The 20961-nt window shown below is 44.5% G+C and carries 36 protein-coding genes; 2 read left to right on the forward strand and 34 right to left on the reverse strand.

The features are described 5' to 3' along the window. Positions 1–49: 49 nt before the first annotated feature. The 6 genes from lysM to J3491_RS04170 all read right to left on the reverse strand — a co-directional run bounded on the left by lysM (position 50) and on the right by J3491_RS04170 (position 4679). Positions 50–559 (reverse strand): peptidoglycan-binding protein LysM, encoded by a 510-nt coding sequence (gene lysM, locus J3491_RS04145; RefSeq protein WP_105244917.1) that lies wholly within the window; start codon positions 557–559, stop codon positions 50–52. Between the two features lie 395 nt (positions 560–954). After that, positions 955–1191 carry an acyl carrier protein gene (gene acpP / locus J3491_RS04150; protein ID WP_068034635.1) on the reverse strand — a complete coding sequence of 79 codons (237 nt, stop codon included), beginning with the start codon at positions 1189–1191 and terminating at the stop codon, positions 955–957. A 276-nt stretch (positions 1192–1467) separates the two neighbouring features. Continuing rightward, the gene (gene fabG, locus J3491_RS04155; RefSeq protein WP_075102292.1) at positions 1468–2196 is read right to left on the reverse strand and encodes a 3-oxoacyl-ACP reductase FabG; all 729 of its coding nucleotides are present in this window, start codon (positions 2194–2196) and stop codon (positions 1468–1470) included. After that, positions 2193–3161: an ACP S-malonyltransferase gene (gene fabD / locus J3491_RS04160; RefSeq protein WP_075102291.1), complete on the reverse strand. Its 969-nt coding sequence runs from the start codon at positions 3159–3161 to the stop codon at positions 2193–2195. Before fabD ends, fabG begins: the two co-directional genes overlap by 4 nt. A gap of 422 nt (positions 3162–3583) precedes the next feature. Next, the gene (gene rpmF, locus J3491_RS04165) at positions 3584–3766 is read right to left on the reverse strand and encodes a 50S ribosomal protein L32 (RefSeq protein WP_010196743.1); all 183 of its coding nucleotides are present in this window, start codon (positions 3764–3766) and stop codon (positions 3584–3586) included. A gap of 319 nt (positions 3767–4085) precedes the next feature. Beyond that, positions 4086–4679: a YceD family protein gene (locus tag J3491_RS04170; protein WP_075102290.1), complete on the reverse strand. Its 594-nt coding sequence runs from the start codon at positions 4677–4679 to the stop codon at positions 4086–4088. Between the two features lie 195 nt (positions 4680–4874). Between J3491_RS04170 and J3491_RS04175 the strand changes: the two genes are divergently transcribed. Beyond that, positions 4875–5591 (forward strand): elongation factor P hydroxylase, encoded by a 717-nt coding sequence (locus tag J3491_RS04175; protein ID WP_075102289.1) that lies wholly within the window; start codon positions 4875–4877, stop codon positions 5589–5591. A 282-nt stretch (positions 5592–5873) separates the two neighbouring features. After that, positions 5874–6494 carry an L-threonylcarbamoyladenylate synthase gene (locus tag J3491_RS04180; protein ID WP_075102288.1) on the forward strand — a complete coding sequence of 207 codons (621 nt, stop codon included), beginning with the start codon at positions 5874–5876 and terminating at the stop codon, positions 6492–6494. A gap of 79 nt (positions 6495–6573) precedes the next feature. Here the strand turns inward: J3491_RS04180 and rplQ are convergent, their stop codons facing one another. The 28 genes from rplQ to rpsJ all read right to left on the reverse strand — a co-directional run bounded on the left by rplQ (position 6574) and on the right by rpsJ (position 20730). Next, on the reverse strand, positions 6574–6933 hold the full coding sequence (rplQ, locus tag J3491_RS04185; protein WP_075102287.1) for a 50S ribosomal protein L17: 360 nt from the start codon (positions 6931–6933) through the stop codon (positions 6574–6576). Between the two features lie 19 nt (positions 6934–6952). Further along, positions 6953–7960, reverse strand: a complete 1008-nt coding sequence (locus J3491_RS04190; protein ID WP_075102286.1) for a DNA-directed RNA polymerase subunit alpha — start codon at positions 7958–7960, stop codon at positions 6953–6955. An 81-nt stretch (positions 7961–8041) separates the two neighbouring features. Beyond that, positions 8042–8683: a 30S ribosomal protein S4 gene (gene rpsD / locus J3491_RS04195; protein ID WP_075102285.1), complete on the reverse strand. Its 642-nt coding sequence runs from the start codon at positions 8681–8683 to the stop codon at positions 8042–8044. A gap of 48 nt (positions 8684–8731) precedes the next feature. Then, positions 8732–9121, reverse strand: coding sequence for a 30S ribosomal protein S11 (gene rpsK / locus J3491_RS04200; RefSeq protein ID WP_058368279.1), 390 nt, complete (start codon positions 9119–9121; stop codon positions 8732–8734). 20 nt (positions 9122–9141) lie between these two features. Then, positions 9142–9498 (reverse strand): 30S ribosomal protein S13, encoded by a 357-nt coding sequence (rpsM, locus tag J3491_RS04205; protein WP_075102284.1) that lies wholly within the window; start codon positions 9496–9498, stop codon positions 9142–9144. A gap of 251 nt (positions 9499–9749) precedes the next feature. Beyond that, positions 9750–9866 carry a 50S ribosomal protein L36 gene (rpmJ, locus tag J3491_RS04210; RefSeq protein WP_011279805.1) on the reverse strand — a complete coding sequence of 39 codons (117 nt, stop codon included), beginning with the start codon at positions 9864–9866 and terminating at the stop codon, positions 9750–9752. 32 nt (positions 9867–9898) lie between these two features. Further along, the gene (gene secY / locus J3491_RS04215; RefSeq protein WP_178377954.1) at positions 9899–11230 is read right to left on the reverse strand and encodes a preprotein translocase subunit SecY; all 1332 of its coding nucleotides are present in this window, start codon (positions 11228–11230) and stop codon (positions 9899–9901) included. A gap of 19 nt (positions 11231–11249) precedes the next feature. Then, positions 11250–11690: a 50S ribosomal protein L15 gene (gene rplO, locus J3491_RS04220; protein WP_075102282.1), complete on the reverse strand. Its 441-nt coding sequence runs from the start codon at positions 11688–11690 to the stop codon at positions 11250–11252. Further along, positions 11690–11869, reverse strand: coding sequence for a 50S ribosomal protein L30 (rpmD, locus tag J3491_RS04225; RefSeq protein ID WP_071003155.1), 180 nt, complete (start codon positions 11867–11869; stop codon positions 11690–11692). Before rpmD ends, rplO begins: the two co-directional genes overlap by 1 nt. A gap of 20 nt (positions 11870–11889) precedes the next feature. Next, positions 11890–12405: a 30S ribosomal protein S5 gene (gene rpsE / locus J3491_RS04230; protein ID WP_075102281.1), complete on the reverse strand. Its 516-nt coding sequence runs from the start codon at positions 12403–12405 to the stop codon at positions 11890–11892. Between the two features lie 2 nt (positions 12406–12407). Next, positions 12408–12758, reverse strand: a complete 351-nt coding sequence (gene rplR, locus J3491_RS04235) for a 50S ribosomal protein L18 (protein WP_075102280.1) — start codon at positions 12756–12758, stop codon at positions 12408–12410. Between the two features lie 11 nt (positions 12759–12769). Next, a complete protein-coding gene (gene rplF, locus J3491_RS04240) occupies positions 12770–13303 on the reverse strand; it encodes a 50S ribosomal protein L6 (protein ID WP_075102279.1) in 534 nt (177 codons plus the stop codon). 220 nt (positions 13304–13523) lie between these two features. Continuing rightward, a complete protein-coding gene (rpsH, locus tag J3491_RS04245) occupies positions 13524–13922 on the reverse strand; it encodes a 30S ribosomal protein S8 (RefSeq protein ID WP_100749085.1) in 399 nt (132 codons plus the stop codon). Between the two features lie 11 nt (positions 13923–13933). Continuing rightward, the gene (gene rpsN, locus J3491_RS04250; protein ID WP_075102277.1) at positions 13934–14239 is read right to left on the reverse strand and encodes a 30S ribosomal protein S14; all 306 of its coding nucleotides are present in this window, start codon (positions 14237–14239) and stop codon (positions 13934–13936) included. A gap of 12 nt (positions 14240–14251) precedes the next feature. Next, entirely contained in the window at positions 14252–14788 is a 537-nt protein-coding gene (rplE, locus tag J3491_RS04255) for a 50S ribosomal protein L5 (RefSeq protein WP_075102276.1), read from the reverse strand. 21 nt (positions 14789–14809) lie between these two features. Further along, on the reverse strand, positions 14810–15127 hold the full coding sequence (gene rplX / locus J3491_RS04260) for a 50S ribosomal protein L24 (protein WP_075102275.1): 318 nt from the start codon (positions 15125–15127) through the stop codon (positions 14810–14812). 8 nt (positions 15128–15135) lie between these two features. Further along, a complete protein-coding gene (gene rplN, locus J3491_RS04265; protein ID WP_010196702.1) occupies positions 15136–15504 on the reverse strand; it encodes a 50S ribosomal protein L14 in 369 nt (122 codons plus the stop codon). A 182-nt stretch (positions 15505–15686) separates the two neighbouring features. Then, positions 15687–15962, reverse strand: coding sequence for a 30S ribosomal protein S17 (gene rpsQ, locus J3491_RS04270; protein ID WP_021813375.1), 276 nt, complete (start codon positions 15960–15962; stop codon positions 15687–15689). Next, positions 15959–16156 carry a 50S ribosomal protein L29 gene (rpmC, locus tag J3491_RS04275; protein ID WP_025644397.1) on the reverse strand — a complete coding sequence of 66 codons (198 nt, stop codon included), beginning with the start codon at positions 16154–16156 and terminating at the stop codon, positions 15959–15961. Before rpmC ends, rpsQ begins: the two co-directional genes overlap by 4 nt. Further along, the gene (gene rplP / locus J3491_RS04280; protein ID WP_075102274.1) at positions 16156–16569 is read right to left on the reverse strand and encodes a 50S ribosomal protein L16; all 414 of its coding nucleotides are present in this window, start codon (positions 16567–16569) and stop codon (positions 16156–16158) included. Before rplP ends, rpmC begins: the two co-directional genes overlap by 1 nt. A gap of 3 nt (positions 16570–16572) precedes the next feature. After that, positions 16573–17295, reverse strand: a complete 723-nt coding sequence (rpsC, locus tag J3491_RS04285) for a 30S ribosomal protein S3 (protein WP_075102273.1) — start codon at positions 17293–17295, stop codon at positions 16573–16575. A 3-nt stretch (positions 17296–17298) separates the two neighbouring features. Further along, positions 17299–17628 (reverse strand): 50S ribosomal protein L22, encoded by a 330-nt coding sequence (rplV, locus tag J3491_RS04290; RefSeq protein WP_045446615.1) that lies wholly within the window; start codon positions 17626–17628, stop codon positions 17299–17301. 10 nt (positions 17629–17638) lie between these two features. Continuing rightward, entirely contained in the window at positions 17639–17914 is a 276-nt protein-coding gene (gene rpsS, locus J3491_RS04295; protein WP_058368265.1) for a 30S ribosomal protein S19, read from the reverse strand. Positions 17915–17926: 12 nt separating this feature from the next. Beyond that, a complete protein-coding gene (rplB, locus tag J3491_RS04300) occupies positions 17927–18757 on the reverse strand; it encodes a 50S ribosomal protein L2 (RefSeq protein WP_100749084.1) in 831 nt (276 codons plus the stop codon). An 11-nt stretch (positions 18758–18768) separates the two neighbouring features. After that, positions 18769–19119, reverse strand: coding sequence for a 50S ribosomal protein L23 (gene rplW, locus J3491_RS04305; RefSeq protein WP_075102271.1), 351 nt, complete (start codon positions 19117–19119; stop codon positions 18769–18771). Next, positions 19116–19718, reverse strand: coding sequence for a 50S ribosomal protein L4 (gene rplD / locus J3491_RS04310; protein WP_075102270.1), 603 nt, complete (start codon positions 19716–19718; stop codon positions 19116–19118). Before rplD ends, rplW begins: the two co-directional genes overlap by 4 nt. A 14-nt stretch (positions 19719–19732) precedes the next feature. Next, positions 19733–20371: a 50S ribosomal protein L3 gene (rplC, locus tag J3491_RS04315; RefSeq protein ID WP_075102269.1), complete on the reverse strand. Its 639-nt coding sequence runs from the start codon at positions 20369–20371 to the stop codon at positions 19733–19735. Positions 20372–20418: 47 nt separating this feature from the next. After that, on the reverse strand, positions 20419–20730 hold the full coding sequence (gene rpsJ, locus J3491_RS04320; protein WP_010196670.1) for a 30S ribosomal protein S10: 312 nt from the start codon (positions 20728–20730) through the stop codon (positions 20419–20421). Positions 20731–20961: the final 231 nt, after the last annotated feature.

Raw genomic sequence — 20961 nt, forward strand, 5'->3', positions numbered from 1 at the left:
TTAATACAGTACTTTCCGGCTTATTTATCTATTGTATTAAGCTATCACGTTAAGGTTTTGGAATACGTAAGACTTGGCCTGGGTAAATTTTGTCTGGGTCAGATAACATGGGCTTATTGGCCTCAAAAATCTTCATGTAATCCCCAGATGAGCCATACACCTCTTTGGCAATTTTCGATAAGCTATCGCCAGATTTTACCGTATACATGGTCGATTCTGGAGCATCTTCTTCGATATCAATATTATCGATGACTTTTGCTACATTTTGCACGTTACCGATAGCGATAATGGCTTTTTCGCGGTCTGCTTGTGTCTTGGCATTACCGCTGATTTCTGCAGTATCTGTCGTACCATTGTATTTGATCTTTAGATTGCTGATATTCAGATTTTGCTGCTGAATACGGCGAAGCAAAATATTGGCTACTGATTGGGCAGAAGGCTCAGTGCTCTGTACTGGGGTGTTGGCATCTGCTTTGGTCTCTGATTTGGCGTCATGTTTGGCATCATCACGATTAAAGATTTTTTCGCCGATGTCTTTTGCAAAACTAAAAATACCCATCTAACTACTCCTTGAGATATTGTTATTTATTATGCGTCGTTATTGTTGTAGATAATGTCTCACTATCAGTGATGTCAGTAATATTCATCGTATATAAACGTTAGCGCAATGACTTCATATGCGATTAGTCTATACACAGCACCAATCCATATACAACGATTTCTGCATCACGTCGACATTTTGAGTATAACAAAAACGCTTCATTTAAATAGTAAGAGTATGTTGAGTAATGTTAATTTCATAAAGTATATGTTAATACTTTGAGATTGTTAAACATTCAAATGTACCATTCAGGTCCATATATAAAATAAGACAAGCACAAAAAAAACCGCCAACCCATAAGGCAAGCGGCTTTTTAAACTGGCTGAGCCATTCAGATGACGATGACTACAGCATTATAGCTGGGCTTGTACGTAATCGATTGCTTTTTGAACCGTGGTCAACTCTGCAGAGTCTTCGTCAGGAATAGTGATACCAAAATCACTTTCAAATGACATTACCAACTCAACCAAATCTAGTGAATCTGCACCTAGATCTTCCATGAATGAGGCGTCGTTGTTGATGTCTTCAACGTTCATACCCAATTGCTCAGCCACAGCTGATTTAACTCTTAGCTCGGTATCGTTGCTCATGTAGATTGCTCCTTTATCATCTATTATTTTTAATAAACTGCTATAGCGTGCGGTCTACACTCTATAGCATGGTATATAAAATGGGATTTGCCAGATCAGCGACATCGCTGTCTGAGTACTCTATGACATCTGATACAGTCTGTCTAATGTCTACTAAAGTCCTGTCATGATACAGTGCTTTGACATAAAAGTGTCCGTCATTATAACACCCTTTATTATAGTTTACACTCGTTCACACAGTTTTTTATTATTTCTATGTAACACTTGTGCGTCACTTTACATATACATCCCGCCATTGACTGGAATGACTGCGCCAGTTATATAGCTGGCCTCATCGCTGGCTAGGAAGTGTACAGCAGCAGCGATATCTTCTGGCTGACCCAAACGGCTGATAGGGACAGCGTCGAGCATCGAGTTTAGCAAGCGCTCGTCTAACTCGTCCGTCATGTCCGTTTCGATCAGACCTGGTGCGACGCAGTTGATGGTCACCTGTCTTGAGCCGATCTCGCGCGCCAGCGTCCGACTAAAGCCTTCGACACCCGCTTTGGTAGCAGCATAGTTGGACTGACCTGCATTACCCATCTGCGCCACCACAGAGGTGATGTTGATGATGCGTCCTCGGCGTGCTTTCATCATGCCGCGTACCGCACGTTTGCTCATACGATAGACTGAGGTTAAGTTGGTATCGACGACGTTTTCCCAATCCTCGTCTTTCATACGCATTAGCAACCCGTCTTGGGTGATACCGGCATTGTTGACCAATACTTGTACAGCACCGTAGACGCTTTCAATCTCTTCAAATAACTTTTCGATTTGCGCAGTATCACGGACGTCTAATACGCGGCCGATACCGCCGGTATCGTGTAGATACTCATCAATCAGCTCAGCGCCCTTTTCGGTGGTCGCCGTGCCAATCACAAAGTGTCCTTCTTTTGCAAACCGCTTGGCGACAGCTTTACCGATACCGCGACTGGCACCAGTGACTAGGGTAATTGTGCGGCTCATGATAACACCTCCATTAACTTATCTAGACGGGCAGGCTTATCTGTAGGATAGCTGGTAATCGGCTGTGCTTGGCGCTTGGCCAAGTTGCTGAGTACGTTGCCACTGCCGCATTCGATTAATACATTAATTTGTTTATCAGCCAGCTCTTGCATGGTCTGTGACCACAAGACCGGTTGGCTTAGTTGCTCAGTCAGTGCTTGTTTGATGCCAGCGGCACTGGTTTCAACGCGCGCATGGCGGTTTTGGATCACAGGAATGGTGGCTTGATCAAACTTGATACCTGCCAATATCTCGGCTAGGGCGTCACTTGCAGGCGCCATCAATGCGCAGTGAGACGGTACACTGACCTTCAAAGGTATGGATTTTTTGCCCGTATTTTGTACTTTATCGATAACGGCATTCACGCCAGCTGCGTTGCCCGAAATGACCACTTGCCCTGGACTGTTAAAGTTAGCAGCGCCCACGATGGCATCATCGACATGCTCGGTCGCTTGCTCACAGAGGTTTTCGACTCGGTGATCCTCTAACCCCAACACAGCTGCCATAGCGGTATCCACACCGACCACAGCCTCTTGCATCAACTGGCCGCGTTTATGCACCAAGGTGACAGCATCGGCAAGTGAGATCACTTCAGCGGCGCAAAGGGCGCTGTACTCACCTAACGAGTGACCCGCTAGGTAGCAAGGCGCCGTAGTGATTTTTTGTTGTAAGATACGCCAAATTGCCATACTTGCTGTCAGTAGCGCAGGCTGCGTATATTGGGTTTGATTGAGCTTTTCTTCGTCTTGACAGATTGCCCATAAGTCCTCGCCAAGCGCGTCGCTGGCTTCGGTAAAGGTTTCGCGAATCTCTGGGTAGAGGTCAGCAAGCTCGCTAGTCATCCCGACTACTTGCGATCCTTGTCCAGGAAAAATCACCGCCATACGAGTCGGCTGCTTTTTTACCATATCGGGTACAGAGGCCATAACCAATATTCCTTATTTAATTGGAAATATCCCTAAATCAATGGGGGTTATTATATTATTAAATACTGTATAAAGCCGTTGATTTGACGTTTGGTCTAAAAAACGGAACATTCGTAAACTATACACTGACACACGCTATTATCATAGTAGGTGGTGCGGCAAAGGTGAGCAAAACCCTGACTTAATGGATGGTAGCTGCATCGGTGTTTGTCTACAAAAGAGAGTAACATCATACGCTTTTTAGACAAAAAGTCTAAAAAAACGATAGCAAAAAGCCAAGTTATCCAGCCACATAATTTATGATAGCGAAATAACTTGGCTTTTTTTGGCTTAAAGCGAATTGCTTCATAACAGCGACACAAAAATAATGATAGTCACCTGTACTATCATTATTTTGTATTGACCATTATAAAACCAACGACTTAAGCGTCTTGACTGACCTTAAATAACTGACGGCCACGGTAGAAACCATCTTTAGTCATGTGGTGACGACGATGTTTTTCACCAGTGGTAGCATCTACGCTTAGCTCAGCCACTTCCATACGATGGTGTGAACGGCGCATGTCACGACGAGAACGGCTTTTACGACTTTTTTGAACAGCCATGATATAGCTCCTATACTTAAAGGGATAAGCTTAAAATTCAGCTTTAGTCGATACTGACAGAGGCTATAGAATCACAACAACCTAAGTCTTAAGCATCATTGGTTAAATAGATTGCCACCTACATAAAGTGCTGACTACGTCTAAAATCGATAGAAAATTTGCCCAGTCAGCTTCTATCAGCAAGCAACTTGTTGCTAGAATGCAATAAACCGGACATTATACGCATGTTTGATGGATTAATAAAGCCCTGCCTTTCACTCTTTGACAGAAAGCAGATAAAAGGCATCATAATCTGTCATAGGCTCATTTGCCACCGCGATTATAGTTTGCCTTTGAGCGATGCCAATGCTGCAAAAGGATTTTCGTTTTCTTCTTCCTCTGGAATCTCACCAAACTGCTCAACACTCATTTCACAATCATCGTGCTTAGGGGCCATGGGTGTTTTGAGCAATATCTCATCTTCTACCAGCTTTTTTAATGGCAGCAAGTTTTCTGGCGATTGCTCAGGAATGATTTCATCAAGTAATAAATAATCCTGCTCTTCATCGACCAAGCTTATTTGGCTGTCATCATCCAATAACGCGATGTCATAATCATCAGACAAATCAATGGCAATTGGCTGCAAACAGCGCTGACAGGTGAGCCAGATATCGCCCGCCAAGGTAAAGGCGAGATGCAGCACATTATTATGACGGTATAATTGAGTATTTAGCTGTATTGTTTGTTGCTCATGCTCTGTGGTCAATATGGCAGCCAAACGCTCAAAACTGCGTGGTTCCACCTCTCCTGCCCACTCAAACCCACTGTCGGCCCATTTATCTAACGAGATATTTTCAGGCATAACGCTTGATACGGGCGCTTTTTTATGGTCAGTGTTATTTGCTGACGGCTTATTTTCTAAAGTGTTTGACATGCGCGGCCTCATTCATCAAAACGGTGTATAATATTGCCTGCCATACTAACGGAAAGCACCGAGGGGTGCCAGCGCTAGTATGTTACTATTTTTTGATACCGGCTATATTTTACCGCATTGCCGCTTCACTCTGCCGCTTGGCCTTCGCTCACAAGGTCTTTTGTCTTTATTCTCTATTTACGCTGTACCCGACCTATGACTTGTTTTACCCATCCGATAGATTTTTCTACCCTCCAGCCCCGTATTCATGCGCCGATATTACGTCAGCGTCTGAGCCGCTTAATAGCCTCTAGCCACCCAGATAATGCGCTATCATCAATCATGACAAACTCGCACCTATCAATCTGGCAAGAGGGCTGGCAAAAAATATCTACTACAAAGGTAGACGGTGGCCAGCAGCCTTCCGTAGTAGATAGTGAACAAGCGGCAACTGATTGGCTGATTGACTTGTTTAATACAGTGTTTGCGCATCAAAAGGTTGTATTGGTTCGTGGTCAGGGTGAGCCAGAATACCTCCCTGCAACAGACACTCTACCAGCGAGAATTGAGTTCGCGCATGGGTTCTTTGCCAGCGCCCTGCACGAAATCAGCCATTGGTGCATCGCTGGTAAGGCACGGCGGCAGTTGGCAGACTTTGGCTACTGGTATGCCCCAGATGGCCGTAGTGAAGCGCAGCAGCAAGCGTTTGAGCGCGTAGAGATCAAACCGCAAGCCCTAGAGTGTTTATTCACCTTAGCATGCAGGCGTGTGTTTCGAGTGTCACAAGACAACTTGTTTGCGGACTTCGATACCAGCAGTAGCACCTTTGCACTCGACGTATATCAGCAAGCTGAGGACTATATCGCCCGCCCTCATACCCTGCCCCGCGATGCTAAAACCTTATTGCATACTTTTTTGTGCGTGTGCAATTAATTTATAATTCATCTTAAAATAAACCGTTAACGATTTTCTACGCATCGTAACGCCCTACCACTAAACTTATATTTACCTTGCGCTATACTAAACCAGTAAAGCGCCTTTATAAGGTATGGGTTTGATACAAGTATTAATAGGCATAAGGATTGCTCTGCACTTGTCTTTATCCCCCTATATCACATACTTACGTCAGCAGTCATTGATCCATAGTATCACTCACAATAAGGCGACGTAGTACTGCTCATCGATACTGTTATAATTATAAAATAAGGAACGATTATGCAAGTTTTTTATATTCATCCCGACAATCCGCAGCCTCGTCTGATCGCTCAAGCAGCCGAACTGCTGCGCAAAGATCAACTAATCATCTACCCTACCGATACCAGCTACGCTTTTGGGTGCCGTTTGGGCGCAAAAGAGGCCTTAGACAAACTTAAGCAAATCCGCGCACTGGATGATAAACACCAATTTACTTTACTTTGTCGCGATTTAAGCGAGATTGCCACCTATGCGACCGTAGACAATGCTCAGTATAAACAACTAAAAGCGCATACCCCAGCCCCGATTACTTTTATCCTAAATGCGACAAAAGATGTCCCTAAAAAGTTGGCGCATCCTAAGAAAAAAACCATTGGTATCCGTGTACCAAGCAATCCTATCGCTCAAGCATTATTAGAAGCCATGGATGAACCAATTTTGACCAGCTCATTGATACTGCCTGAGCGTGACGACATCCTTGATGATCCTTTTGAAATCGAAGAGTTATTAAGCAATCAAATTGATGGTTTGATCAATGCTGGTATCAAGACCACCAAGCTGACGACCATTGTAGATATGACCGGTGGGGTGCCTGAAATCATCAGACAAGGTGCAGCCGATGTTGATTCATTATTATTGTAATTAGCGACAAACTCGAAACATAAAAAAAGGCTCCAATTCAATTGGAGCCTTTCTTATAAATTATATCGTCAATGCAAAATTAATCGCGATCAACCAATTCTACATAAGCCATTGGCGCGTTGTCACCGTCACGATGACCACATTTTACGATACGTAGATAACCACCTGGACGCGTTTGGTAACGAGGACCTAACGTGCCAAATAGTTTACCGACCATAGCTTTGCTACGCATACGGCTAAATGCCAAACGGCGATTAGCAACGCTGTCTTCTTTAGCCAAAGTGATCAATGGCTCAGCAACGCGGCGCAATTCTTTAGCTTTTGGCAAAGTAGTTTTGATCAGTTCATGCTCAAACAATGAGTTGGTCATGTTCTGAAACATTGCCTTACGATGACTGCCGGTACGACCCAGCTTGACTCCACTCTTACGATGGCGCATAGTCAAAAATCCTTAAAGTTTAACGGCTACGATAAGAAAAGCGATCATCGACACGAAGGTCAGCTGGCGGCCAGTTGTCTAGGCGCATACCGAGCTCTAAATCTTTAGACGCTAGTACGTCTTTGATTTCGGTCAATGATTTCTTACCAAGATTTGGGGTTTTTAGTAGTTCAGTCTCTGAACGCTGTACCAAATCACCGATATAGTAAATGTTTTCAGCTTTCAAGCAGTTGGCTGAGCGAACCGTTAGTTCAAGATCGTCCACAGGGCGTAATAGCACCGGATCGACCTCTTCTTTTTCTTTCACAGGCTCAGGCGCTTCTTCAGCTTCTAGGTCAACAAAGATAGAAATCTGTTGTTGTAAAATAGTGGCTGCTTTACGAATTGCTTCTTCTGGATCTATAGTGCCATTAGTTTCAAGCTCAACGATAAGACGATCAAGATCAGTACGCTGCTCTACGCGAGCGTTCTCAACCTGATAAGCAACACGTAGCACAGGACTAAAGCTTGCATCAAGCTTTAAACGTCCGATTGCTTTAGTGTCACCATCTTCACGGCGCTGGTTTGCTGGCTCATATCCACGACCCATTACTACGCGCAAACGCATCTTAAGATGACCACGGTCACTTAATGTACCCAACACCAAATCTGGATTGATGATATCTACATTATGCGGTAGCGTGATGTCTGCAGCAGTAATAGTGCCTGGACCTTGTTTATCCAAGGTCAAAAATACTTCATTTTGGTCATGAAGGGTAATCGCCAAGCCTTTTAGGTTCAAAAGCAAGTCAAGTACGTCTTCTTGTAGTCCTTCAAGCGTTGAGTACTCATGGTCAACACCATCAATCTCAGCTTCAATGACTGCAGCACCAGGTAATGAAGATAACAAGATGCGACGCAGAGCATTCCCGAGGGTATGCCCAAAGCCGCGTTCTAACGGTTCGAGCGTGACTTTCGCAATCGTTTCATTCACCGTATCCACATTAATGGCGTTCGGCGTTAGAAACTCAGTTGCATTTAGCATCATGATGTCACCTCGATTTATTAAACTGGTTTAATTAACGTTCATTGCTCAACGCCATGATTATGACATTGAGCGGTACGTCATTTACTTAGAGTATAGCTCAACGATCAAGCTTTCGTTGATTTCAGCAGGTAGATCAATACGATCAGGCGCTTGTTTAAACGTGCCTTGTAGTTTGCTGTGATCAACATCTAGCCATTCTGGAATGCCACGCTGAGTCGCTAGTTCGATAGCGTTTTTGATACGTAGCTGTTCGCGAGACTTCTCTTGGATAGCGATGACATCACCATCTTGCAACTGAATTGATGGAATGTTCACACGAACAAACTCATCACGGCCAGCTTTTTTTACCATAACAGCACGATGGCTGACTAGCTGACGTGCTTCGGCGCGAGTTGAGCCAAAGCCCATGCGATATACTACGTTGTCTAAACGGCTCTCAAGCATTGCTAGTAGGTTTTCACCAGTAGCACCACGCTTACGAGCAGCTTCTTTATAGTAGTTCGCAAACTGACGCTCTAGTACACCGTAGATACGCTTAACTTTTTGTTTTTCACGTAACTGCAAAGAGTACTCTGAGCTTTTGTTACGGCTCACACCATGTTGACCAGGTGGACGAGCAGCTTTCTTTGTTTTTACGTCATATGGCTTAACACCAGACTTAAGGCCTAAGTCTGTGCCTTCACGACGTGATAATTTGAGTTTTGGTCCAATATAACGGGCCATTGTTATGTCTCCTATAAGCTCTTATGATAAAAAGCTTCGTCTTTAATATTAGACGCGGCGCTTTTTCGGCGCACGGCAACCATTGTGTGGGATTGGGGTTACATCAGAAATGCTGTTTACTTTATAACCCAATGCACCTAGTGCTCTTACCGCAGACTCACGACCCGGTCCTGGTCCTTTGACCAAAACATCGATATTCTTAACACCATACTCTTGAGCGGCTTTACCAGCAACTTCAGCTGCAACCTGGGCTGCAAATGGTGTAGATTTACGTGAACCACGGAAGCCTTGTCCACCTGAAGTGGCCCAAGCCAGTGCATTACCTTGACGATCGGTAATCGTAACAATGGTGTTATTAAAAGACGCATGGATATGGGCAACGCCCTCCGATACTGAACGACGAGTCACTTTTTTGCGACTACGAGTGTCTTTAGCCATCTTTTAGCTTCCTAAGTTAATTATCTTTTGAGAGGGCGTGTCGGACCCTTGCGAGTACGAGCGTTGTTTTTGGTGTTTTGACCACGAACAGGCAGGTTACGGCGATGGCGGATGCCACGGTAACAGCCTAGATCAACCAAACGCTTGATATTCATAGACACTTCACGACGAAGATCACCTTCAGTCATGTATTCTGCAACTTGTGCACGGATAGCATCTAACTGTGTATCATCTAACTGACTGACTTTAGTAGTAGGAGCGATGCCAACTGCGTCTAAAATTTTCTGAGCAGTGGTACGGCCTACACCAAAGATGTAAGTTAGTGAAATAACAGCATGCTTATTATCCGGAATGTTTACGCCGGCAATACGAGCCATTGATTTCTCTCCATTAAAGAAAAATAAGCGTTATTTATCAATAAGGCTGTATTTTTCAGATTTGTTGCTGTCAATACGAAAGCTTTTATAATGACTATCGCTGCTTTGACTCATCAATAAGCCCATTCATCGACAGTATTATAAAAGTTTTGCATAAACTACGGCAAGTGGCGGATGATATCGCATCCGCCGTTATTTTTCAAGTATTAATTGCTATAGTAACAAAACCGAAGGTTTGTTGCTACTAGATATTAACCTTGACGTTGCTTGTGGCGAGGTTCTGCTGTACAAATAACATGTACACGGCCTTTACGGCGCACAACTTTACAGCTACCACAAATCTTTTTAACTGATGCTTGAACTTTCATAGCATGCTCCTTTGAGATATCGTACCGCTCATTTAAGGTTGAGTGGGCGATTGAATTAACGTCTGATCATGATATTGATGGGTCATCAAGTGCGCTTGAATTTGCGAGATGAAGTCCATTACCACAACCACCATAATCAGCAAAGACGTACCACCAAGCTGGAAAGGTACACCAAACGATGACTGGACGACCATTGGCATTAAACAAATAACCGTCATATACATCGCGCCAATAAAGGTCAGTCGGTTTAATACATGATCGAGGTAACGCTGAGTTTGTTGTCCGGGGCGAATACCTGGGATATACGCTCCACTACGTTTAAGGTTTTCTGCTACTTCACGCGGGCTAAAGACCAATGCCGTATAAAAATAACAGAAGAAAATAATCATTGCGCCAAACAGTACTAAATATAGCGGTTGTCCTGGCGACAGTACCAATGCCATATTTTGTAATATTTTTTGTGTAAAAGTAGGATCTGTTGATTGGCCGACCCACTGCCCTAAACTGGCTGGAAACAACAATAAAGAGCTGGCAAAAATGGCGGGAATAACCCCTGCCATGTTTAATTTCAGCGGCAAATGTGACTGCTGCTGAGCATAAATCTTGCGCCCTTGCTGCTGTTTCTGTGCATAATTGACAGGGACACGGCGCTGGGCACGTTCAATATAAACGATACCAGCGGTCACCGCGATGCCTAGTAACACAAAAATAAACAGTACAATCAAATTCATCTGACCTTGATTGACCTGCTCAATAGACTGCGAAATCATACCTGGCGTACCGGCTACAATACTGGCAAAAATCAGCATTGAGATACCGTTACCGACACCGCGCTCTGTAATCTGCTCACCAAGCCACATCAAGAACATAGCACCTGCTACCAGCGAAGTAACCGCTGGAATATAAAAGGTCAGGCCGGTAGATAAAGTAAGATTTTGGCTGATTAAGCCAGCACACATTCCTAATGACTGTACTAGAGCCAAAGCAAGCGTTCCTTGACGGGTATACTTGTTTAGCTTGCGTCGTCCTGCTTCACCTTCTTTTTTGAGGGCTTCAAGCGATGGCAATACCGCAGACATCATCTGTACAATAATCGATGCTGAAATATATGGCATGATGCCAAGTGCCATGATCGACATACGCTCTAGCGCACCACCTGAAAACATATTGAACATGCTCAAAATGGTATTTTCGTTGCGCGAAAACAGATCAGCCAAGTTGACCGGATTGATACCCGGTACTGGAATATGCGACCCTAAACGATAAACAATCAATGCGCCGATTAAGAATAATAAACGCGTCCATAGCTCATCATACTTGCGTATGAAGGCAAATGGATTGAGCGGTATACCACTTGAGGTCATTGATTGTTTTGACACGTTACTACTCCTCGATGCTACCACCAGCAGCTTCGATTGCAAGCTTGGCGCCTTTTGTTACTTTGATACCTTTGAAGGTATAAGCTTTAGTAACTTCGCCTGATAGCATAACGCGAGCACGTTTCATATCGTGACGGATAAGGTTGGCTGCTTTTAGTGTTTCAATGCTAACCACATCGCCTTCAATTTTGTTCAGCTCAGACAGACGAACTTCTGCAGTTGTCATTGCCATTTTACTGGTAAAACCGAATTTTGGTAGACGACGATATAAAGGCATTTGACCACCTTCAAATCCTGAGCGAATGCTAGAACCTGAACGAGACTTTTGGCCTTTTACACCACGGCCACCAGTCTTACCAAGACCTGAACCGATACCACGACCACGACGTTGGGCTGTTTTCTTTGCGCCAACACCTGGTGATAATTCATTTAATCTAAGACCCATTACGCTTCCTCCACTTTTACCATGTAGTTGACGCGATTAACCATACCACGGGTTGAAGGAGTATCTTCAACGACCACACTATGACCAATACGGCGTAAACCCAATCCTTTCAAGCTCGCTTTGTGGCTCTTTAGGCGATGGGCACCCGATTTAAATTGAGTGACTTTCATTTTTTTCATCGTAACTCACCTAGTCTAAGTTAACCCAAGATTTCGTCTACAGATTTACCACGCTTTGCTGCCATCTTTTCTGGAGTTGACATATCACGTAAACCGTTAAACGTTGCACGAACAACGTTAGCAGTGTTGGTAGAACCATAACATTTAGTCAAAACATCTTTGACACCAGCAACTTCTAATACCGCACGCATTGCGCCACCGGCGATTACGCCAGTACCTTCAGATGCAGGCTGCATAAAGACTTTACTAGCACCATGACGTGCTTTGATCGGATGATACAAAGTTGCATCATTTAGCTCAACAGTAATCATGTTGCGCTTAGCAGCTTCTAGTGCTTTTTGGATAGCAGCTGGCACTTCACGTGCTTTACCACGGCCAAAACCAACACGGCCATTACCATCACCCACTACCGTCAAGGCGGTGAATGAGAAAATACGACCACCTTTAACTACTTTTGCAACACGATCAACGGTAACTAAGCGTTCTACTAGACCGTCAGTCTGTTCATTTTTATCATTTTTATCATTTCTAGCCATGATTAAAACTCCAATCCGTTTTCGCGAGCAGCTTCAGCCAAAGCTTTTACTCGACCATGATATTTAAAACCACTACGGTCAAAGGCAACTTTCGTAATGCCAGCTGCTTTTGCGCGTTCTGCGATCATTTGGCCTACAGACGTTGCTGCATCAACATTACCAGTTGAGCCAGAGCGTAAGCTGCTGTCTAAGGTAGATGCCTGAGCAATCACTTCACCACCGTTTGGAGAGATAATCTGGGCATAAATATGTCTTGGTGTACGGTTAACCGTTAAGCGATGAACGCCTAGATGACGGATATGCGCACGGGTTTTCTTTGCTCGACGTAGACGAGCTGCTTTTTTATCAAACATTTCAACTCACCTTATTTTTTCTTAGCTTCTTTGCGAATCACATGCTCGTCACTATAACGAATACCTTTACCTTTATAAGGCTCAGGTGGGCGGAAACCACGGATATTAGCCGCTGCTTGACCAAGCTGCTGCTTATCGTTTGATTTCAAAACGATTTCAGTTTGCGTTGGGGTTTCAGCTGACACACCTTCAGGTAGCGTATACTCTACTGGATGTGAGTAACCAACGTTTAGGGTTACTTTGTTGCCAGTAGCTTGCGCGCGATAACCAACACCAATTAGCTGAAGACGTTTTTCAAAGCCTTCGCTCACGCCTGTTACATAGTTGTTTAACAGTGCGCGCATGGTGCCTGTGTGCATCATAGCTTCTTTTGAATCGACTGCAGGTGAGAAAATGATAGCATCATCTTCCTGTTTCAGCTCGACCAATTCATGCAGGCGTAAAGACATAGTGCCGTTCTTGCCTTTAACTTCGACCTGCCGATCGTTCAAAGTAACGCTTACGCCGTTTGGCAGCGTCACTGGGGCTTTAGCCACACGAGACATAGGAATATTCCTTAAAAAATTAACTTGCTTTTATTAGCGAAAAAACTAACAGGCTAAAAAGCCTGCTAGTTTAGCATAATTGTCCCCGTTAAACACCATACAATTTTATTAAAACCTGATGTTTAGTTTTCTAAGCTTGTCATGTACCACTATAAATTACGACAGGCTTAATGGGTTCAAGTAGACTTTATCGTCTGATTACCTAAGCAACAAATGCTAATTAGGCAACGAATGCGACGATTTCACCACCGATACCAGCAGCGCGTGCAGCACGATCGCTCATGATGCCTTGACTGGTTGATACGATAGCAACACCCATACCTTGCTTAACAGTAGGGATAGCGTCTTTGCCGCGATGCTGGCGTAGGCCAGGACGGCTATAACGTTGGATCGTTTCGATGACAGGGCGGCCTTCGAAATATTTTAACTCGATAGTTAGTGTCGCTTTGTTGTTTTCTTCTTCTGTCACAACTGCGCTCGCCACATAACCTTCAGCAACCAATAAATCAGCGATTGATTTACGTAGTTTAGAGCTCGGCATTGCTACCGATACTTTATTGGCCATTTGTGCGTTACGAATACGGGTTAGCATATCCCCAACGGTATCTTGCATACTCATGTAGTTACTCCTTACCAGCTTGCTTTACGAACACCAGGCACATCGCCTTGCATGACACGCTCACGCAGCATATTGCGTGATAAGCCAAACTTGCGGAAGTAACCGTGAGGACGACCGGTGATAGCACAACGATTGCGTAGACGTACTGGTGAGGCGTTGCGTGGTAGTGCTTGTAGCTCTAACATCGCGTCCATACGCTCTTCGTCTGATGCGTTGATATCACTGATAGTTTGTTTTAGCTTGATACGCTTTTCAGCATACTTAGCAACCATTTTTTCGCGTTTTAATTCGCGGTTAATCATGCTCTTCTTTGCCATAACGTCTTTACCTTATTTAAATGGGAAGCCGAATGCTTTAAGCAACGCACGACCTTCTTCATCAGTACCTGCTGACGTAGTGATGGTCACATCCATACCGCGGATGCGATCGATCTTGTCAAAATCTACTTCTGGGAATACGATTTGTTCTTTGATACCCAATGAGTAGTTGCCACGTCCGTCAAAGGCTTTAGGCGAAAAACCGCGGAAATCACGAATACGAGGAATTGCAATGGCAATGAGACGATCTAAAAATTCGTACATTTGCTCACCGCGTAGCGTTACTTTACAGCCAATTGGCCATTCTTCACGAATCTTAAAACCAGCAACTGATTTGCGCGCTTTGGTGATAACAGGTTTTTGACCAGCGATTGCGGTCATGTCAGACACAGCACCTTCAAGCAATTTCTTGTCTTGAGACGCGCCGCCTACACCCATATTCAGTGTGATCTTGGTGATTTTAGGCACCTGCATCACGTTTGCCAAACCAAGCTCTTCTTTGATTTGCTGTTTTAATTTATCGTTATATAAAGATTTTAATCTTGCCATTACCATTACACCCTTAGTGTCTTACGCAGTCGCCACTACTTCACCGTTTGAACGATAGACGCGTTGTTTGTTGCCGTCTTCGTCAAACTGATAAGTAATACGATCTGCTTTTTGGGTTTGCGCATTTAAGATTGCGACATTTGAAATATGCAAAAAAGCTTCTTGCTTAACGATACCACCTTCAGTACCAGTCGCCTGATTTGGTTTTTGGTGCTTGGTGACGATGTTAATGCCTTCAACTTTAATACGATCATTTTTTACAGCTTGTACAGTACCTTGCTTGCCTTTGTCTTTCCCAGCAATCACGATAACTGTATCGCCTTTACGTAATTTTGACATGGATTACCTCACAATACTTCTGGTGCTAGTGATACAATTTTCATAAACTGATCACCACGTAGTTCACGAGTTACCGGTCCAAAAATACGAGTTGCAATCGGTGCTTTATTTTGGTTCAACAATACCGCAGCATTGTCATCAAAACGCAGGACAGAACCATCAGGACGACGAACGCCTTTTTTGGTACGTACAACTACTGCATTCATCACGTCGCCTTTTTTGACACGACCACGCGGAATGGCTTCTTTAACCGTTACTTTAATAATGTCGCCAACTGATGCATAACGACGATGAGAACCACCCAGTACTTTAATGCACTGAACTCGCCTTGCACCGCTATTGTCTGCAACTTCCAGCATTGACTCAACCTGAATCATAGCGTTACTCCACACGTATGAGCAATAAAAACCAGTTGCTGCCGCTAGCACAGTATGAGTAGACGGCATTTTTTAATAAATAACCGCGACTTACTCTTAATGTGAGTGATATGCGACGGGCGCAATCAGCATCCTTAAAAAGGCGGCTATTTTAACAGCTTCTGGCTTTTAATGCAATTTACTTAGATTTTTTCTACTTTTTCAACCACATCAACTAAAGTCCAAGACTTAGTTTTTGAGATTGGACGCGTTTCTTTGATGCGGACAAGGTCGCCTTGTTGGCAAACGTTATTCTCATCATGGGCTTTGATTTTTGTAGAACGACGAAGCTGTTTGCCATACAAAGGATGACGAACCAGACGCTCAATCAAAACTGTGATGGATTTGTCCATCTTGTCGCTGACAACTCGTCCTGTCAATACGCTAGCATTGGTAGCTGTTTGATTGTTATCGCTCATGAGTCGCCTCGTTGTTTCTCGTTAATCAAAGTCTGAAGCTGAGCAATCGTACGACGATTGGCACGTACTTCATGGGTATTACCCAACTGACCAGTTGCTTTAGCCATACGAATACGGAAAGCATCAAGTTGCTTTTCATCAAGTAACTGGGTCAGTTCTTCTAATGATTTATCACGTAATTCACTGATCTTCATTACATTATCGTCCGCTTAACAATGGTAGTTTTAAAGGGCAGTTTTGCCGCAGCAAGCGTTAAGGCTTCGCGAGCAAGCTCTTCTGAGACCCCTTCGATTTCATATAGCACTTTACCAGGTTTGATTTCGCATACCCAATACTCGACAGGACCTTTACCTTTACCCATACGTACTTCTAGAGGCTTGTTGGTGATTGGTTTGTCTGGGAACACACGAATCCAAATTTTACCGCCACGCTTGATTTTACGAGTGATGGTACGACGTGCTGCTTCAATTTGACGAGCTGTCATACGACCACGCGTCAGTGATTTTAGACCAATTTGTCCGAATGCAACGGTGCTTCCACGATGAGCAAGACCTGTGTTACGACCTTTGTGCATTTTACGAAACTTGGTACGTTTTGGCTGTAACATAGTTTAACCTCTGTCTGAGTTTCGACGGTTTCCACGACCACGGCGTTTTGGCGCACGAGGCTTCTCTTCGTTGACGGGATTGTAAACACTGTTCATACCGTCAAGGATCTCTCCGCGGAAAATCCAAACTTTAACACCGATGGTGCCGTAAGTTGTCTCGGCGCGAATTGACGCATAGTCAATATCAGCACGGAGTGTATGCAATGGCACACGACCTTCACGGTACCATTCAGTACGAGCAATCTCAGCACCGCCAAGACGGCCAGACAGCTCAACCTTAATACCTTTAGCACCAGAGCGCATGCTGTTTTGTACGGCGCGCTTCATGGCACGACGGAACATAACACGGCGCTCAAGCTGGCTACCGATACCGTCTGCTACCAAACGTGCATCTAGATCAGGCGATGTGATTTCTTCAATGTTGACCTGAGCAGGTACGCCCATGATTTTGGTCAATTCTTTTTGAAGTCTTTCGATATCTTCGCCTTTTTTACCGATCACGATACCAGGACGCGCAGTAGCGATGGTGATCTTAGCCGCGCCAGTAGGACGCTCGATCATGATGTTGCTGATCATTGCGTTGTCTAGCTTTTTGCGCAGATACTCACGAACTTGAATATCGTTGATGAGGTATTCTGAGTATTGTTTAGGGTTAGCATACCAGTTTGCGTTATGCTTTTTTACAACACCAAGACGAATTCCGATTGGATGTACTTTTTGACCCATAACTTATTCTCCTACCTTTATAGTGATGTGACAAGTACGCTTACTGATACGATCAGCGCGACCTTTAGCACGTGGTAGGATACGTTTTAGCGTGATGCCTTCATCAACGTAGATGGTTGATACTTTTAAAGTATCGATATCTAAGCCGTTGTTGTGTTCGGCATTGGCGATGGCTGAGTTAAGGCATTTCTTAACAAACACAGCGCCTTTTTTGTTGCTATACGTTAGGATATCCAAAGCACGCTCAATCGATTTGCCACGAACTTCATCAGCAACGAGTCTAACTTTTTGTGCCGATATGGCGGCACCGCGTAATTTTGCAGTTACTTCCATGGTAAGCACCTTATCTCTTAGCTTTTTTGTCAATGCCATGACCACGATATGTACGAGTCGGGGCAAATTCACCTAGTTTATGACCAACCATCTGCTCGCTTACGATAACCGGTACGTGAGTACGGCCGTTGTGAACAGATAAAGTTAGGCCAACCATTTGTGGCAGAATCATCGAGCGGCGCGACCAAGTCTTAATTGGCTTGCGAGAGTTGGTGTCAATAGCATTCTCAACTTTGGCAAACAAATGCGCGTCTATGAATGGACCTTTTTTCAATGAACGAGGCATGAAATTCTTCCTTTATTTCTTCTTGGCGCGACGGCGACGGATGATCATACTGTCAGTACGCTTATTGTGACGCGTTTTAAGTCCTTTAGACTTCTGACCCCAAGGGCTAGTAGGATGGCGACCTTTGTTACGACCTTCACCACCACCATGTGGGTGATCAACCGGGTTCATAGCGACACCACGAACTGAAGGACGAACACCGCGCCAACGTGAAGCACCGGCTTTACCAAGTGATTTCAAGTTATTTTCAGTATTAGATACTTCACCGATAACCGCACGGCAGTTCACGTGTACGCGGCGAGTCTCACCTGAACGTAGACGTAGAATTGCGTAGATACCATCACGGCCTAGTAGCTGAACGCTAGCACCCGCAGAGCGAGCAATCTGTGCACCTTTACCGATTTTAAGCTCGATATTGTGAATCACAGTACCCAATGGGATGTTTTTTAGCGGTAAGCAGTTACCTGGGCGGATTGGAGAAGTTTCGCCTGACTGTACAGTATCGCCAGCAGCTAGTTTCTTTGGTGCAATAATATAACGACGTTCGCCATCAGCGTACTTAAGTAGTGCAATATGAGCAGTACGGTTAGGATCGTATTCGATACGCTCGACCGTTGCTGGGATATTGTCTTTAGTACGTTTAAAATCGATAACACGATAATGATGCTTATGACCACCACCAACGTGACGAGTGGTTATACGACCGTTATTGTTACGACCACCTGACTTACTTTTTGATTCGACAAGCGCTGCATAAGGACGACCTTTGTAAAGGTGTGGATGCACCACTTTTTCAACAAAACGACGGCCTGGTGATGTTGGCTTTGCTTTTACGATAGGCATGAGTGTAATCCTTATTCGTTGTTCGCTGTTTCACTAGTAGAATCAGTCGCGTTTGCAACTTCTTCACCAGCATCAGCCATTTGTACATCTTGACCAGCTTTTAAGGTAACATAGGCTTTTTTATAGTCGTTACGACGGCCGATACTCTTACCAAAACGCTTTGTCTTACCTTTAACATTCAAAGTGTTCACTTTAGTAACTTCAACACCTTCGAACATCATCTCAACTGCTTTTTTGACTTCTAGCTTAGTAGCGTTAGAGTCAACTTTAAATACCTGCACACCAAGTGAGTCGCCAAGCATTTGAGATTTTTCTGAGAATACAGGCCCTCTTAAGACCTGATAAAGTCTTGCGTTATTCATGCTAGTGCTTCCTCAAATTGTTTCGCAGCTTCAACTGACATGATCACTTTATCAAATGCGATCAAACTCACTGGATCCACTTCGTTTGTACCAAGTACATTGACGTGTGGAATGTTGCGAGCGGCTAAGTATAAATTTTCGTCAACTTCTTTGGTGACGATGAGTGCACGAGGTGCATTAAGCTCATTTAACTTTGCAATCAGCTCTTTGGTCTTTGGCTCAGAAACGCTTAGCTCTTCTACCAAAATCAAACGCTCTTGGCGAATCAATTCGGCTAGGATACACTGCATCGCGCCGCGATACATTTTACGGTTTACTTTCTGTGACCAATCTTGTGGTTTTGCAGCAAATGCACGACCACCTGAACGCCAGATTGGGCTACGAATAGAGCCTGCACGAGCGCGACCAGTACCTTTTTGGCGCCATGGCTTGATGCCACCGCCAGAAACTTCGGCACGGGTTTTTTGCGCACGTGTACCTTGACGGCTACCTGCAAGATATGCAGTGACGACCTGATGCACTAATGCTTCGTTGAATTCACGACCAAAAGCCGTATCAGAAAGCTCAACCGCCGCACCTGTAACTGTTTTTAAATCCACGTTAATCCCCTTGCTTAGGCTTTGACTGACGGACGTACGATGACATCGCCACCGGTGGCACCTGGGATAGCACCCTTGATGACAAGTAACCCTTTTTCGGCATCCACTGATATCACTTCTAGGCCCTGAACGGTAACGCGCTTGTTACCCATTTGACCTGGCATCTTTTTGCCTTTGAAGACTTTACCTGGAGACTGGTTCTGACCAGTTGAACCAAGGGCACGGTGAGATACTGAGTTACCGTGAGTCGCATCTTGCATGCTAAAGTTGTGACGCTTTACGCCGCCTTGAAAGCCTTTACCTTTACTTTGTCCTGTGACATCAACCATCTGACCTTGCTCGAACAAGTCAGCTAGGATCTCACCGCCAATCTCACGACCTTCAAGTTCGCTATCATTGACACGAAATTCCCAAACACCACGGCCAGCTTTAACGCCAGCTTTCGCGAAGTGACCTTTTTGTGCGGCCGTTACGCGGCTGTCACGACGGGTACCTGTGGTGATTTGGATGGCTTGATAACCATCTACATCAGTATTTTTTACTTGAGTAATGCGGTTTGCATCGACCTCAACCACTGTGACAGGGATAGATGCGCCTGCTTCAGTGAAGACACGGGTCATGCCGCATTTTTTACCGACTAAACCGATCGCCATTTTAGACCTCTTTATATCTTATATTAATGGGTTGGGTGTGTTTTGCATTAACCCAAAGCAATTTGAACGTCAACACCCGCCGCTAAATCAAGCTTCATTAGCGCATCCACAGTTTTGTCAGTAGGCTGAACAATATCAACCATGCGCTTGTGGGTACGAATTTCGTACTGATCACGTGCGTCTTTGTTGACGTGTGGTGAGGTTAGAACGTTGAAACGCTCAATGCGAGTCGGCAACGGTACAGGACCACAAACTTGCGCACCGGTGCGCTTTGCAGTATCGACAATCTCTTGGGCCGACTGATCAATCAGACGATGATCAAATGACTTGAGACGGATACGGATTCTCTGGTTAGCCATGCCAGCAAGCTCCTAATATGTGCCTTTGTCATTCTTGCGCTGCAAGATTATGATCAAAAGCCGTTTGGTTAAAGATTTACTTCAAGCGGCTTCCCATTCTTTGCAGAATCTGTTCTTCGAGAGAACCAGCAGCGTGCTAAAAGCAAAATAATTTAAAGCCCCGCCAACCCTCCCACTTTTATGGATGTCAGCAAAGGCATAATGAAATAGTGCTAGAAACGATGCTCTAGC

This window comes from Psychrobacter halodurans (assembly GCF_017498075.1).
In the GTDB taxonomy this organism is placed as follows: domain Bacteria; phylum Pseudomonadota; class Gammaproteobacteria; order Pseudomonadales; family Moraxellaceae; genus Psychrobacter; species Psychrobacter celer.

Bases quoted from the DNA above. Each gene is read 5' to 3' on its own strand.
- rpsC (WP_075102273.1), bottom strand. From the start codon at position 17,295: ATGGGTCAAAAAGTACATCCAATCGGAATTCGTCTTGGTGTTGTAAAA.
- rplX (WP_075102275.1), bottom strand. From the start codon at position 15,127: ATGTCAAAATTACGTAAAGGCGATACAGTTATCGTGATTGCTGGGAAA.
- rpsN (WP_075102277.1), bottom strand. From the start codon at position 14,239: ATGGCAAAGAAGAGCATGATTAACCGCGAATTAAAACGCGAAAAAATG.
- J3491_RS04180 (WP_075102288.1), top strand. From the start codon at position 5,874: ATGCAAGTTTTTTATATTCATCCCGACAATCCGCAGCCTCGTCTGATC.
- rplE (WP_075102276.1), bottom strand. From the start codon at position 14,788: ATGGCAAGATTAAAATCTTTATATAACGATAAATTAAAACAGCAAATC.
- rplO (WP_075102282.1), bottom strand. From the start codon at position 11,690: ATGGGTCTTAGATTAAATGAATTATCACCAGGTGTTGGCGCAAAGAAA.
- rpsE (WP_075102281.1), bottom strand. From the start codon at position 12,405: ATGGCTAGAAATGATAAAAATGATAAAAATGAACAGACTGACGGTCTA.
- acpP (WP_068034635.1), bottom strand. From the start codon at position 1,191: ATGAGCAACGATACCGAGCTAAGAGTTAAATCAGCTGTGGCTGAGCAA.
- rpsM (WP_075102284.1), bottom strand. From the start codon at position 9,498: ATGGCTCGTATTGCCGGCGTAAACATTCCGGATAATAAGCATGCTGTT.
- rpmC (WP_025644397.1), bottom strand. From the start codon at position 16,156: ATGAAGATCAGTGAATTACGTGATAAATCATTAGAAGAACTGACCCAG.
- rpsS (WP_058368265.1), bottom strand. From the start codon at position 17,914: ATGCCTCGTTCATTGAAAAAAGGTCCATTCATAGACGCGCATTTGTTT.
- rpsJ (WP_010196670.1), bottom strand. From the start codon at position 20,730: ATGGCTAACCAGAGAATCCGTATCCGTCTCAAGTCATTTGATCATCGT.
- fabG (WP_075102292.1), bottom strand. From the start codon at position 2,196: ATGAGCCGCACAATTACCCTAGTCACTGGTGCCAGTCGCGGTATCGGT.
- J3491_RS04170 (WP_075102290.1), bottom strand. From the start codon at position 4,679: ATGTCAAACACTTTAGAAAATAAGCCGTCAGCAAATAACACTGACCAT.
- fabD (WP_075102291.1), bottom strand. From the start codon at position 3,161: ATGGCCTCTGTACCCGATATGGTAAAAAAGCAGCCGACTCGTATGGCG.
- rpmF (WP_010196743.1), bottom strand. From the start codon at position 3,766: ATGGCTGTTCAAAAAAGTCGTAAAAGCCGTTCTCGTCGTGACATGCGC.
- rplN (WP_010196702.1), bottom strand. From the start codon at position 15,504: ATGATTCAGGTTGAGTCAATGCTGGAAGTTGCAGACAATAGCGGTGCA.
- rpsD (WP_075102285.1), bottom strand. From the start codon at position 8,683: ATGGCCCGTTATATTGGACCAAAACTCAAATTATCACGTCGTGAAGGC.
- rplV (WP_045446615.1), bottom strand. From the start codon at position 17,628: ATGGAAGTAACTGCAAAATTACGCGGTGCCGCCATATCGGCACAAAAA.
- rplP (WP_075102274.1), bottom strand. From the start codon at position 16,569: ATGTTACAGCCAAAACGTACCAAGTTTCGTAAAATGCACAAAGGTCGT.
- rpsQ (WP_021813375.1), bottom strand. From the start codon at position 15,962: ATGAGCGATAACAATCAAACAGCTACCAATGCTAGCGTATTGACAGGA.
- rplC (WP_075102269.1), bottom strand. From the start codon at position 20,371: ATGGCGATCGGTTTAGTCGGTAAAAAATGCGGCATGACCCGTGTCTTC.
- J3491_RS04175 (WP_075102289.1), top strand. From the start codon at position 4,875: ATGACTTGTTTTACCCATCCGATAGATTTTTCTACCCTCCAGCCCCGT.
- rpsH (WP_100749085.1), bottom strand. From the start codon at position 13,922: ATGAGTATGCAAGATACCGTTGGGGATATGCTAACCCGTATTCGTAAC.
- rplQ (WP_075102287.1), bottom strand. From the start codon at position 6,933: ATGCGCCATCGTAAGAGTGGAGTCAAGCTGGGTCGTACCGGCAGTCAT.
- rpsK (WP_058368279.1), bottom strand. From the start codon at position 9,121: ATGGCTAAAGACACTCGTAGTCGCAAAAAAGTGACTCGTCGTTCAGTA.
- rpmJ (WP_011279805.1), bottom strand. From the start codon at position 9,866: ATGAAAGTTCAAGCATCAGTTAAAAAGATTTGTGGTAGCTGTAAAGTT.
- lysM (WP_105244917.1), bottom strand. From the start codon at position 559: ATGGGTATTTTTAGTTTTGCAAAAGACATCGGCGAAAAAATCTTTAAT.
- secY (WP_178377954.1), bottom strand. From the start codon at position 11,230: ATGACCTCAAGTGGTATACCGCTCAATCCATTTGCCTTCATACGCAAG.
- rpmD (WP_071003155.1), bottom strand. From the start codon at position 11,869: ATGAAAAAAATGAAAGTCACTCAATTTAAATCGGGTGCCCATCGCCTA.
- rplB (WP_100749084.1), bottom strand. From the start codon at position 18,757: ATGCCTATCGTAAAAGCAAAGCCAACATCACCAGGCCGTCGTTTTGTT.
- rplW (WP_075102271.1), bottom strand. From the start codon at position 19,119: ATGAATAACGCAAGACTTTATCAGGTCTTAAGAGGGCCTGTATTCTCA.
- rplF (WP_075102279.1), bottom strand. From the start codon at position 13,303: ATGTCTCGTGTGGCTAAAGCCCCAGTGACGCTGCCAAACGGCGTAAGC.
- rplR (WP_075102280.1), bottom strand. From the start codon at position 12,758: ATGTTTGATAAAAAAGCAGCTCGTCTACGTCGAGCAAAGAAAACCCGT.
- J3491_RS04190 (WP_075102286.1), bottom strand. From the start codon at position 7,960: ATGATGCTAAATGCAACTGAGTTTCTAACGCCGAACGCCATTAATGTG.